General features: G+C 42.6%; 11 protein-coding genes and 1 tRNA gene. 6 read left to right on the top strand and 6 right to left on the bottom strand.

The window, feature by feature from the left end:
* Positions 1-2: 2 nt before the first annotated feature.
* The gene (locus MK127_04450) at positions 3-794 is read left to right on the top strand and encodes an SDR family oxidoreductase (protein ID MCH2532046.1); all 792 of its coding nucleotides are present in this window, start codon (positions 3-5) and stop codon (positions 792-794) included.
* 11 nt (positions 795-805) lie between these two features.
* On the opposite strand, the gene MK127_04445 is transcribed toward MK127_04450, so the two are convergent.
* Genes MK127_04445 through MK127_04435 form a run of 3 tightly spaced genes read right to left on the bottom strand, consistent with a single transcriptional unit; the run spans position 806 to position 2761 of the window.
* On the bottom strand, positions 806-1657 hold the full coding sequence (locus MK127_04445) for an alpha/beta hydrolase (protein ID MCH2532045.1): 852 nt from the start codon (positions 1655-1657) through the stop codon (positions 806-808).
* A gap of 3 nt (positions 1658-1660) precedes the next feature.
* Positions 1661-1798, bottom strand: coding sequence for a hypothetical protein (locus MK127_04440; GenBank protein MCH2532044.1), 138 nt, complete (start codon positions 1796-1798; stop codon positions 1661-1663).
* A gap of 36 nt (positions 1799-1834) precedes the next feature.
* Positions 1835-2761 carry a GDP-mannose 4,6-dehydratase gene (locus MK127_04435; protein ID MCH2532043.1) on the bottom strand — a complete coding sequence of 309 codons (927 nt, stop codon included), beginning with the start codon at positions 2759-2761 and terminating at the stop codon, positions 1835-1837.
* Positions 2762-2864: 103 nt separating this feature from the next.
* Here MK127_04435 and MK127_04430 point away from each other — a divergent pair, with 103 nt between their 5' ends.
* The gene (locus MK127_04430; protein MCH2532042.1) at positions 2865-4127 is read left to right on the top strand and encodes an MFS transporter; all 1263 of its coding nucleotides are present in this window, start codon (positions 2865-2867) and stop codon (positions 4125-4127) included.
* A gap of 22 nt (positions 4128-4149) precedes the next feature.
* A complete protein-coding gene (locus MK127_04425; protein MCH2532041.1) occupies positions 4150-5418 on the top strand; it encodes an MFS transporter in 1269 nt (422 codons plus the stop codon).
* Here MK127_04425 and selA read toward each other — a convergent pair.
* On the bottom strand, positions 5415-6779 hold the full coding sequence (gene selA, locus MK127_04420) for an L-seryl-tRNA(Sec) selenium transferase (GenBank protein MCH2532040.1): 1365 nt from the start codon (positions 6777-6779) through the stop codon (positions 5415-5417). The two genes, MK127_04425 and selA, sit on opposite strands and share 4 nt — an antisense overlap.
* A 53-nt stretch (positions 6780-6832) precedes the next feature.
* On the opposite strand from selA, the gene MK127_04415 reads away from it, so the two are divergent.
* A tRNA-Leu gene (locus MK127_04415) sits at positions 6833-6920 on the top strand.
* A gap of 100 nt (positions 6921-7020) precedes the next feature.
* On the opposite strand, the gene MK127_04410 is transcribed toward MK127_04415, so the two are convergent.
* Entirely contained in the window at positions 7021-7629 is a 609-nt protein-coding gene (locus MK127_04410) for a hypothetical protein (GenBank protein ID MCH2532039.1), read from the bottom strand.
* 160 nt (positions 7630-7789) lie between these two features.
* Here MK127_04410 and MK127_04405 point away from each other — a divergent pair, with 160 nt between their 5' ends.
* Both MK127_04405 and MK127_04400 read left to right on the top strand, forming a co-directional pair.
* Entirely contained in the window at positions 7790-8959 is a 1170-nt protein-coding gene (locus MK127_04405; protein MCH2532038.1) for a radical SAM protein, read from the top strand.
* A 113-nt stretch (positions 8960-9072) separates the two neighbouring features.
* Complete coding sequence (locus MK127_04400; protein MCH2532037.1) at positions 9073-9843, top strand: MBL fold metallo-hydrolase; 771 nt, start codon at positions 9073-9075, stop codon at positions 9841-9843.
* Between the two features lie 26 nt (positions 9844-9869).
* Here the strand turns inward: MK127_04400 and MK127_04395 are convergent.
* On the bottom strand, positions 9870-13155 hold a 3286-nt coding region (locus tag MK127_04395; GenBank protein MCH2532036.1), incomplete at its 5' end, for a hypothetical protein.

Below are 13155 nucleotides of genomic sequence, written 5' to 3'. Positions count from 1 at the left end.
AAATGCCAAGTTTTGATTTAACTGACAGAGTTGCAATTGTTACTGGAGGATCACAAGGGTTTGGAAAGGCAATAGCAATTGGGTTAGCACACCAAGGTGCAAATGTTGTCGTAGCTGCGCGTGAGCCTGAAGGAGTAACCGTAGGCAGAGAGCGTCCTCACGCACCTGTAAAACCAGTTGTCGATGAAATTTTAGCAATTGGTAGCAGAGGGCTAGGAATTACATGCGATGTCAGAAATCTCTCTGATGTCGAGAATATGGTTGAAGAAACTATGTCGACTTTTGGCAAAATCGATATATTGGTCAATGTAGTTGGAGGCAGCTGGGGTGAAACTTTCCGTTCAGGTCCTTTGATGGAGCTAGAGGAGCATGATTTTATAGAATGCTACAAAGTAAATGTCATTACGGCATTCCAATGTGCTAAGGCAGTCCAGCCCATTATGAAAAGCCAAGGAAAAGGAACTATTGTTAATATCGCCTCTGGATCAGGGCTTAATCCAGGCACAGGCCAAGCCGCATACGGGGCTGCCAAGGCAGGTGTTATTAACATGACCAAATCAATGGCTTACGAATGGGCTCCTGAGATCCGTGTAAATTCCATAGCACTTGGAGGAATAGAAACACCACACCGGCCAATGTGGAGCGAGACAATTCGTAGCACAAGTACCAGTAGAAGCGCGATGGGTCGACTTGGAACACCAGATGAGCATGCAGGTACAGTCCTCTGGCTGGTATCAGACGCAGCAGGATACATGAATGGTGCTACTATCGAAGCAGACGGAGGAAGACCTTAACCTTATAGAAATTACAAAATGTTTTCATTCTTAGCGAAATTGAGAATGTGCCCAGCAGTAACTTCAGGTTGCTGTTCGTGTACGTAATGAGCAGCGGAATCAACAGCTATTCCTTTTACTTTTTCTGCTACTTTCCTCCATAGCTGTTCAACTTCAAGGCGTGCAGAAGGACCGGTGCTACCCCAAAGCACTAAAACAGGAACAACAATTTTACTGCCATTGTCGGCAAGTTCCTGCCAATAAATCGGATCTTCTTCGAGCATCGAACGATAATCCCATACTACCGCCTCAGGGGTTCCTTTCTTGCTGAATTGCTCTATGTAATGCTGGCGTTCATCATCAGGCAAGTGAGGGTTGCGATCAATAAATAAGCCAAAAAACAACTCTGGTATAGCAGTTACTATTTTTTCTGCGACGTCACGTTGTCGGAAAAAATCAAAATACCATTGACGGCCACTTGCGTCTCTGTTGCTTACTACTAATTCTTGAGGAACAGCGTCGATTTGTATCATTCCAAGAACCCTATCAGGGTGATCTAGCGCAATTTTTCGGGCTGTTGGTGAACCTTTATCATGACCAAGCACCACAAATTTATCTATCCCTAAGTAATCCATTAAACCAATAGCATCCGTCGTCATATCTTGCAATCGATATGAAGAAGGTTCTGGCAATCTATCTGAATCACCATAACCACGTCGATCGGGCATTATTAATTGAAAATCGCCTGCTAGTAAAGGCTCAATATATTTCCATGTTCGATGGGTCCTAGGGAAACCATGCAGGGCGAGAATCGGAACACCCTGCCCTGACTGCTCAAATGCAATACGCACACCATTTATGTCTGCAAATTGCAAGCCTGTCATTTGCTAAGGCCTAATAACTGGCCATAAAAATACAAGAATGATTAATGTCGATCCGGCACCAATTACACCTGTCGCAGCAATCGGCCAAATGATGTATCCGATATCTTTTGCATGACCAAAAGGCCAAATCAAATCTTTCACAACAATCTCCTAACAAAGCCTTGATATAAATGTACCCTATCTGAGCTCACTCCGCATCCATTCCACCGTACGCTTTATTCCGTTGTCGATATCAATGGTGGGTTTCCATTTCAATTTTTCATTAGCTCTATCGCTGTTTAAGTAGATACTACGAACATCGCCAATTCTTTCGTCTTTGAAAATAGCAGGTATTTCGGAATCCAATGCTCTAGATACAAGATCATAAATATCTTTTACTGACGTACTTGAATTAGTTCCTATATTAAATTTTTCATTGCCGGATGATTGCAATGACAGCAGATTGGCCTTCACTACATCTTCCACATAGACATAATCCCGCTGATGCAAACCGTCTCCAAAAATCATAGGTGACTCACCACGGAGCAAGGCGTCAATAAAGATTGCGACCACACCAGCTTCCCCATAAGGGCTTTGACGTGGTCCATATACATTCCCATAACGCAATATTGAATAATTCATCCCACTAAGACTACTAATACTCTCAATAAATGCTTCTGCTGCCAATTTTGATGCCCCATATGGAGAAAGAGGGTGAGTAGGGTGCTCTTCATCTGCAGGGAGATATTTTGGTTCTCCATACAATGCTCCTCCAGTAGAACTGAAAACTAGGCGATTGACTTTGAACTCCTTGCATAGCTCCAAAACATTAATTGTTCCAAGGATATTGACCTGTGCATCATATTGAGGGTCCCTCACTGACTCACTGACGCTTGCATGGGCTGCAAGGTGAAACACAACAGATGGGGAGCAGAATTCGAATCCCTTTTTGAGTTCTTGCAAGTCAAGGATATTTCCTTGCCTAAAGTCTGCACCGTCGTTGAGATATTTTGTCGAGGAGTTTGAAAGGTCATCCATTACTGTAACCCTGTGACCTTCTGAAATAAGCGCATCAACTAAATGAGAACCTATAAATCCAGCTCCGCCTGTTACAAGAGTATTCATTTAGCACCATTTTGAACTTGCAAGTTTTTCACTCCATCAACGAATTCAGATTAAATACATCTTAATGATATAGCGTATAGTTTAACGACGGCGCCTTTTATATATGCAACCTGTAAACAACTTTAACTCACCCGCGAAGCAAGGAAATGAACCCTCGTCCAATTCTTTAAAGTACTCTAATTTTCGACTTCTTTGGATTACTACAGGACTTGTCGCAGGAGGGACGTGGTTCCAGCAGGTAACTCTAGGTTGGCTTGCATATGAATTAACACGAAACCCGATACATGTAGCTGGAGTAGTAGGAATTAGGACTTTGCCGCTGCTTCTGTCGCCAATAACAGGCGTACTTGCTGATCGAATAGACAGAAAAAAATTGCTTGTTATTGATCAAGCTTTAGTAACAATTTTAGTTTTTGGATTCTCGCTTCTACTCTTCGCCAATCTACATCAAGTCTGGCATCTATACGTTTTTGCGCTAACTTTCGGGTTCCTCTGGGCTGTTAACAACCCAGTCAGGTACGTGCTCATCGCAAATACAGTACCCAAAGAAGCGCTGATGCATGCAACAGCAATGGTTTCGATGGCATTCAACGCTATGCGCGCACTGGGCCCCGGAATAGGAGGCTTCGTTATCGCTTACTTGGGTCCAGGTGTAAATTTTCTAATTCAAACCGTACTTTTTTTAATTGCACTGATTTTAATTCAAAAAATGCAAACTCCCTACTACACAGCCGATAGAGCACAGGCGCAAAGAAATTCTCCTTTTAAAAATCTTTCTGATGGATTTTCCCATGTCATAAATGACCCTATAACCCGAATAATTACCGTAATGGCATTTGCAGTTTCATTTTTCATGCTTGCAATCGTCTTCAATCAACTTCCAGTCTACACAGCTGAAATTTTATTCAATGAAGATGGAACCTACCTTGGGTTATTAATGATGTCGCTAGGCTTTGGGGGTTTTATTGGTACCGCCATAATCGCCTCATTAGGAAGCTACTCCCGTAAGGGATTGTTAGCATCCAGCGGATTTTTAATGTCAGCATTGTGCGTAATTGCACTTTCGCAAGTAACAAATTTATGGATAGCGCTTTTTGTATTAATGCTGCAGCAAATGTTTATGCAAATTGTTATGACTACTCATATGACTGTAATTCATACTGTGACACCAGACGCAATGAGAGGGCGGGTAATGGGCGTTTACCAAATGGAAATTGGGATGCTCCCATTTGGAGGGCTTCTTGCAGGATGGATATCTAGTTTATACGGGGTCGATCAGGCATTATTAGTAAGCGGTTTAACAGGGCTGGCCATAATAGTTTTGGCTAGTATTTTTGTGCCTCAATACCGCAAGATAGCCCTGTAATGCTAAAGAGTATTAATAATTAATGAAACAACCTCCGAACTCCGAGCACCCACCTCCAATTCAAAAAACAGGATGGGCTGGTACTTTCTCTTCTTTGTCCTATAAGAATTTTCGCTTACTCTGGTTCGGAACGATATTTATGAGTGGTGGAACCTGGATACAGCAGATAACTCTCGGATGGTTAGCTTTCGAAATGACCAATTCGCCCTTGCAAGTATCAGTCGTACTGGGTCTCAGGGCGCTGCCCATGCTTGCTGCTCCGGTAGCTGGAGTAATTGCAGATATTTTTGATCGAAGGAAATTTTTGCTATTTGATCAAACATATCTTGCCCTACTTGCATTTGGATTCTCTTTAATCATTCTTTTTGAGCTAGAGGAAATCTGGCATCTCTATGTATTTTCATTCCTGACAGGTGCAGGCTGGGGAATGATGAATCCTTTACGGCAAACACTAGTTGCCAATTCTGTACCTCGTTCCGCATTAACCAATGCGATCGCCTTAAATTCGATGGCGTTCAATTCTATGCGAATGATCGGGCCAGGCATTGCAGGCATAATGATTGCAATGTTTGGACCTGAAATTAATTTTCTTATCCAAGCTGTAATGTACGCCGCGGTTGTTTTTCTGGTAATACCGTATAAGGCTGAGTTTGCAGAATTACGTGAAGCACCGGCCAAAATCACCCCGGTCAAAGATTTCAAAGAAGGATTGATGTACGTAACATCACAACCAATCCCTAGGTACGCAGTCCTATTAAGCTTAGTTGCTACAGTTTGGCTAATGGCATTTATTCAAACCCAATTGCCCGTTTTTGTCGCGGTCGATCTAAATGATCCTGATGGAGGTCTGCTGGGATTAATGGGGCTCGGAATGGGTGTTGGTGGTTTTCTTGGGGCCGTTTTTGTGGCGAGGTTTCATTTCATTAGGCGAAAAGGAAGGGTTGCTCTCATAGCAGTGGCCGGCGGGGCAGCTTCTTTAGTCCTGCTTGCGCTTGTACCATCATGGCAACTCGCCTGGATAATTCTGGTCGTACAGCAATTATTTTTCATTATGGTAATGACAACTAATAACACCATTTTGCAATCCGTCACTCCTGATCACCTAAGAGGCAGAGTAATGGGGATATTTATGCTTGATGTGGGAATGCAACCAATCGGTGGTGTAATTGCTGGATTACTCGCAACTTATTACGGTGTTTCTACAGCATGGGTATTTGGTGGTCTAATGGGCATGCTTTTAGTTGTTCTAATTACCTTAGCAGCGCCATCATTCCGGAAACTGGAAATTTAAAGAACCCGCTTAATAGCTTCTATAATTTCCTTATCGTTTTCTGGTATAACCGTACGAAAATCGAAAATCAAATTCCCATCTTCAATTCTGGCAATAATATGAGGTGTGTTTTTTCTGATTTTTTCGGCTGTTTTTTCAATTTTTACATGCTCTGATGGACTCAATGAAATTAATTTGGAAGGTAATTGATCAGTAGGCAAACTTCCTCCACCCACAGCGGAAAATCCGTCCACTACTTTGGCACGAGGCCCGATAGCTTCGGCAGCAATTCTTGATCTTTCGTCCAGTTCTTCTAAAGGCATTGAGATCATTTTCCATACAGGAATTTTCTGGGTCGCTTCACCTTGTAAGTAATGAAGAAGAGTCTGATGCAAAGCTGCCAATGTTAATTTTTCCGGCCTCAATGCGCGCGCTAAAGGATGTGCTTTTAATTTAGAGATAAGGTTCTTATTACCTACTACGATTCCAGACTGGGGACCTCCAAGCAATTTGTCACCAGAGAAAAATACAAGATCTGAGCCATCAGCCAAGCTCTCCTGCGGCATAGGCTCATGCCCCAATCCGTACGCAGCAGTATCTATTAGAGCACCGGAGCCAAGGTCATGGAGTACTGGGATATTATTGTCCCTACCGACTTGAGAAATATCGGATAACTGCGGTTCATGTGTAAAGCCCAAGACTTGGAAATTAGACCTGTGCACCACGAGGATAGCTGCAGTTTTAGATGTAATTGCTAATTGATAATCTTCCGCATAGGTCCGATTGACAGTCCCTACCTCGACTAATTTTGCACCACTCTGCACAAGAACGTCGGGGATGCGAAAACCACCGCCTATTTCACTAGCCTCGCCACGAGATACAATTACTTCTTTACCTCGGGCGATTGCAGCGAGACCTAAAAACATCGCGGACGCATTGTTATTCACTACAATCGCATCCTCACACCCAGTCAATCGTCTCAATAAATTAGAAATTTCAGAGTACCTAGAACCACGTTTACCATCCCGAAGATCCAATTCAAGATCACTGTAATCTTCTGACGCTACCTTGGCTGAAATCAGAGCATCCTCAGATAATGGAGCCCTACCCATATTCGTATGTAAGACAACCCCTGTAGCGTTTATTACTGGTGAAGGCCATTGCTCCATTTCACGATTGACTGTATCTACGACTATCTGGATCAATTCATTTCGATTTGGCGGAGTTTTTCCTTTTTGTATTTCTTCGCGGGTGTTGTCTGTAATCTCTCTTATTACTTGTACGAGAAACTCACGCTCAAGCAACCCTAAAAGGTCGATTACTCTAGAATCTGACAAAAGGTTGTCTATACTAGGTATACTGCGAAATGCATTCTTGTCCATTGCAATATCTTAACGCGCGCATAAAAATATCGCGCGGCTTATAATAATATTGGGCCGAGGTGGCGGAATGGCAGACGCCACGGACTTAAAATCCGTTGTCCTTAATTGGGCGTGCGAGTTCGAGTCTCGCCCTCGGCACCACTCTCTCCTAGGTAATGACCAAGTAATTGTTGAACGATAAAGAATAAGGCTTCAAATTTTGAGGCCTTATTCTTTATCGTTCATTTCTGTATCTTCAGTTCTAGGCGCGAACCTTCTGTATACCAATGATCGCTACAAGGATCAGATTCACGGGGAAAAGCAACATAAAAGCCACGAAACCAAATGCGGGAATGAAGACGCCGATGGTTCCAACGATTCCTGCTAGTCCAAGTAATCCCATTAAAACCGGTGCTCCCGACTTTTTGAGGTACGAAACGGTCCCAACGATGAAGAAGCTGAGCATCATCATTACGATCCCAAGGAATCCACCAATGTCACCAAGGCGCAGCAGCGCATAGGCAGCATCGGCGTTATCTGCAGCCGTATTTGCAGCGGCGCTACTGCTGATAATGCCTACCCAGCTCAGTACGAGACCCAGCAGCGGAAGATAGCTGGCGTACGTAAGCGGAGCATTAGACTCATCGATACTACGGATCCAGGAGATCATGCCAGCTGTGAACACGAGCATGGTAAGACCACCGACCATTTCTACCAGCCCGAGCCACTGCATATCCTCGTTTGCTATAAGCCAAGCGATTTCATCAGCTTTGGTCTCCTGGTTGCCCTGGACCATGCTTGCACCCATCAGAATGACCAAAGTGACGAATCCCATCGTCAGAGACCAGCCCGTTGCCTTTGAATTTAGCATCGATACCTCTTTCGGGGTTCCCCATTGGAATCCCACTTTAATGTGCTACTTAACGTAATGGTATGCACCTTATAGTTCAATCTAACATGAATGCAAAATACTTCATGTTAGAGATCAGAATAGCAGATGAATTTTCCTAGGAAGAAGCATGGAGAGAGTAATGCAAGAGGGTAATGGAAAAGAGAACCATATATCACATGGACGAATACTTACTTCCAGTCAAATGTCAGACAAGGATACTTTTTGGCATTCTGTCTTTGCGGAATTAGACAGGAAAATTTCTGAATTAGAAGGTCAAGACTCGGAAAATTACGAGATAGCGAAAACAATCCGAGGATCTCTTCGTAAAAATATTGATAACGAGATTAATTTCTATAGAGCTAATTTCCAACTAGGAGAGCAAGAATTCTCTTGGCTCAAAAAAAATGAAACTAGAAAATGGGCTGATTACCTCATTTATCGTTATAAATTTAGGGTCTACCCAGAGAAAAAAATCCTCAAAGAATTTCCTCCCTATGTTTTGATTGAGCCGACTTCAGTTTGTAATATTCGATGCGTGATGTGCTTTCAAGTCGATAAGACTTTCACGAACTCGCAATTCATGGGGAAAATGCCATGGAATATTTTCCAGCGAGCAGTTGACGAAAGTGCAAAAAATGATTGCCAAGCAATCACTCTTGCTTCGCGCGGAGAGCCGACTTTACATCCTTTGTTACCAGACATGCTCGCTTACATTCACAGTAAAGGAATTCTTGATCTCAAGTTAAACACGAATGCAACTCGACTGTCTGAAAAAATTGCCCGAAGCATACTCTCTTCAGAAGTAAATGAACTGGTCTTTTCTGTCGACGCAGGGACCAAAGAGACATACGAAAGAATCCGTGTCAAAGGTAAATTTGATCAAGTCGTCGCTAACATAACGCGATTCAATGAAATCAGGGAGACTGAATTCCCTGATTCTAAAACAACAACTCGAATCAGCGGGGTAAAGGTCGACGAAGACCAGGATGTAGAACAGATGGTTGCGTTCTGGAGCCCTCTTGTAGACGAGGTATCCATAAAGCCGGCGATCGCGCGTTGGGACTCCTACCATAACAATACGAATTCGATAAAAGTACCCTGTAGTCAATTATGGGAGCGTATGTACGTTTGGTATGATGGCGCCTTGAATCCGTGTGACTTCGACTATAAATCATACTTAACAGTGGGAAATATCAATGAGATGACGTTAAGTGAGGCTTGGCTTGGCGCGCGATATTCTGCACTTCGGAAAGCGCATCTTGCTGAAGAAAGATCCAGTTGCTTTCCGTGCGATAGATGCCCTCTATAATCCGCAGAAAGCAAGTCATTTGTTCGAATACATTCATTGTGAAATTTGAAAAGCATTGATCACTACAGATCGAAAAACAATTTAAAATTCTCCAATACTAAATCGAGGGTTATATGGTATCCATAGAAGTGTTGCTCCATGGTGAATCTATTTCTACAAATTACGGATCCTTAGGCTATTGCAGTACCCTGCTAATTAGAGGTTCCCAAAATATCATTGTAGATACTGGGCATGTTGGCCGAAGAAGAGCGCTACAAAAAGCCCTTAATGATCGCAATCTTCAACCAGCCGATATTAATATTGCCGTAATGACCCATGCACACTGGGATCATGCGCAAAATTATGACATCTTCCCTTCTGCCGAAGTACTCATCCATGAATGGGAACGAAAATACATCCGTAACCCCCACCCAAATGACTGGGCTACTCCATTATGGACAAACGCAATGATTGACTCTCTGGGTAAAGTTAAAGAAGTAGAAGATGGCTATCAACTTGAAGATGGTATTACAGTCATGCACACGCCAGGGCATTCTGCAGGAACAATGGCTTTAATTGTTGAAACTGAAGAAGGACCTGTTGCAATTACAGGAGATGGGATTGCTAATGCTAAGGTAATTTCAACAAAGATAAACGCAAATGTTTTTTGGAATGAAGCTGATTCTAAGCGCAGCATAGAGCGAATTTCTCAAGCTGCAGAAATAATTTATCCGGGCCACGACAGGCCGTTTAAAATACTGAAAAACGGTCAAATTGATTACTTAGCAGATCGGAAACTTACATTTTTTGGTATTGATATTAATGATTCTAATATCAATATCAAGTCTGAAAAAATCAAACCATTTGTAATGCCAGGAATCGAAAGCCAAGCGATTGCAAACTAACCTTATATCTCGATATTACTTCTAATTCAGTTCGTTTTTCCACTTCTAGTAACTACAAAAAGTTTATCTGGTTCCCAAGATTTTTGCTTCTTTTCGAGTTCCACCCATATGGCGGTATAGCTCCTTCCCCCATCGAAAGAAATATCGGCCCAAACTGCAGTTTGATTGGATTTGGACAAAACTAACGGACTAGACCAATTCTCTGATTCAGGGTCCAAACTTGCAGTCTCAATTACGTGCCCAGCCACTGGATCTGAACGGCCCCATATAATAGCTACTTCTCCATTATCTCCAATCGCAATTCGTGGTGTTTTGGCATGATAGCCTGAAGCTGAAAGAGCCTTCGCTGATCCCCAATTACCTAAGGCATCTCGTGATGAAGCAAAAATCCTATAGTCATCTCCATCGAATCCGTACCATACGGCAATAGCCTTACCATTAGCCGTAAATTTTATATTGATATCCTCTGCCGTTTCTACATTTGCATTGAAGCTATCATGCCCTTGATCAGATAATTGTTTTTTGCTACTTAATCTCCCAGCACGAGCCCGGTTCATCACTGTAAGATGGGCTGTAGCAGACATCGATAAATACCCGTTCAGCTGAGTGGTACCAATAAAGTGATGGGAAGCAATTAACTTAGCTTGATCAGCTTCACGCCAGTACATAATCCCATTTCCTTGACTATCTAGTGAAAGCTGCGGAAACCCGGCATGTGCGGTTCCGTCAGAGTAAATCTCTGTAGCTGACCAATATGGATAGGTAGCAGTTTCATTTGAGAAAAAGCGTCCTTTCACTTGAAATACTTTCTTATTAGGTAAGAATTCTTGCCATGCTACCCATTTATCACCTCGCTGATTCAACGAAAGAGCAGGGAACGCAATGAGATTAGAACTTTCAGATAGCACAATAGAGCTTGACCAGGCACCTTGCGTATCGCGAGTACGGCTCATTAGTTGATATTTTCCCTGCTGGCTCCCACTGTTTCTACGCACCCAAATCGCAGTGGCTTCTCCATTGTCATTTATCTCAAGCCTTGGGTACTTCATAGACGTATTTGTATCGCTTAGTGCAGAGAGCGGAGAAGGTACTGCCCAAGTTTTAGTACTTACATCGTAAGTAGTGATTTCTATACTCGAATTACCTAGATTCTTTGCCTTGCTTCGTTCCCATATGGCGATAGCATTCCCTGAGTTGTTCATTTTTATTGAAAGAGCAGACACTCCATCTGGGTATACGAAGGAAACAGGGCTCGCCCATGATCCGTTCTGATCTCTATTGACTAGCCAGATTTCATCCTGTGTGCTTGAAGTCCACGCTGCAGCAGCTGATTGGTTCAATGGAGAGTCAGCACTAACTATGAGAGGGAATTTGGGAGTGTCCATTGTTGTCAATTTAATATCATTTTGCTCATCCCATTCCCAATTTGCTTTACTATCAACTGCATCAACGGAGAGTTTCGGTAAGAGGTACTGCGTTGGGATTGTCGATAGTTCTACTATCTCGTTTTTAACCAGCCAATTTATAAAGGAAGCTCTTACTACACGACCGTACGTAGGTGTATTGAGACTAAATTCAGGCCTTGTCAAATACCAGCTTTGACCCGCATATTGACTATCATGTTTTGAAGCTTCTGAGACATGCTGGCTCATAAAGCTTTTTTCAGCGTTTGAATACAGAAACGAAACATAATCGTAAGTTCCCATCTCTTCGGAAACTTCTATTCCAACCCTTTGAGGAACTGCGAATCCAGCAAAATGATCAATCCCCGTTACATGTGCCATCTCATGTAGAAGTATTGAAGCACTGTACGGATCAATAGAAGCACCTCCACTTATGTTGGATGTATCAACAACTATTTGAGCCCCTTTGCGAGCTCGATAGGGAAAATTTTTGTATGTATAGCCCTGGGTACCGGCATTGTTAATATCAGTAAGAATTATATTTACTGCATCATCAATTGCAGCAGGGCTAGCCCCCACTTCGTCCATAACCATTAAAGCTTCTTCAGGCGTTGACGATTTGGCCCTTACAGGATCGTAATAATCAGTTATTGAGGCCAATTCAAACCCAGGCCAAATCCCAATAGGCAAAAGATCACCGTAAATTTTGTTCAAGTGATCGACTTGCGCTTGAATGTCAATTTTTGTTGGATTAGAAGAACTGAAGGAAACATCATCCGTAACCCGAATTGCATTTATTTTTACTGCATCTTTTCTTTTTAATGGAAATTCTTGACGTACATGAGTTCCGTCTAAGTCGATGCTGAATTGAATTTCATAATGACCAAGTCCGTTAGGTCCTAGATCAAATAACTGATTCGTAGATGCATCCCATTGATTCCATGCATCGTTACCGATTTTACCTTCATTAGGAAGTGCAAATTTACCTCTAATAGAACTTACCAGAGAGTATTGTCCTGCCATTGGCAATTCTGTAATTAGAATGGGATTCATTCCGGCACCTACGTCGGTAGCTACCTCAATTATTTTTCCTTTTGAATCAAAAAGATGCAGTTGGGTATTAAAATCAAAATTATCTTTTCCATATTTGAAGGGAGCCACTACTTTTAATAGCACTTTTAATAATTGGCCTTTGCTTGCATTAAAAGTATAGGTATCTTGCTTGTCTTCAATAAAGAAAGACCCTTTATTTTTATAAGTCCAATTTGTTGTTTTATTTCCCTGTGTGACCGCGATCGGATTTTGATCTAACAATGGGGTATTTCCATCTTCAGCGGGAGTAACTTGCAGGGATACATTGTTCAAACTAACGGCTAGTTGATAGCCCCCAGAATCATTTTTATATGTATTTGCATAGATTTTGTGTACACCAGTAGTGCAAATACTGAACTGTATTGGATGATTAGCTTGGCCCTCTGGCAAAAATTCTGTTCCCTTATGATTTGTAATTATTTCCTTACCATTTGGATCTACTATAGAAAAAATTGTCTCTGCCAAGGCATTTGTTCGTGTTAAGGGACTATCCATACGATTACGCTGGGCACGAGGTATTACTGATCCAATCATTTCGATAAGGGCCTTGTCGCCTTCTTTGGCGCTGAATTGCCAAACATCCTGATCGTACCCGTATAGATAGCCGTACGCATTTACTCCTTGAGCAGAGTTAGCTGACTTGGGTTTACTAATTTGAAGGCAATCATTAATGCTGGATCTGCTTCCTTCTGACTGGTTACCATTGTTTGGGCTATCGGGTGGTGGCGGCGGTGGAGGAGCGTCACCAAGAGCACTGGCAGGCAAGTCAACCGGTGGAGGAGGTGGAGGTGCGTCACCAGCAGCAGCCGGAGGGACG

It is taken from the genome of Dehalococcoidia bacterium (assembly GCA_022449765.1).
Lineage (GTDB): Bacteria > Chloroflexota > Dehalococcoidia > Lucifugimonadales > Australimonadaceae > UBA2963.
The sequence above is the reverse complement of the archived record's forward strand: the minus strand, read 5'-3'. Positions and strand labels throughout refer to the sequence as shown.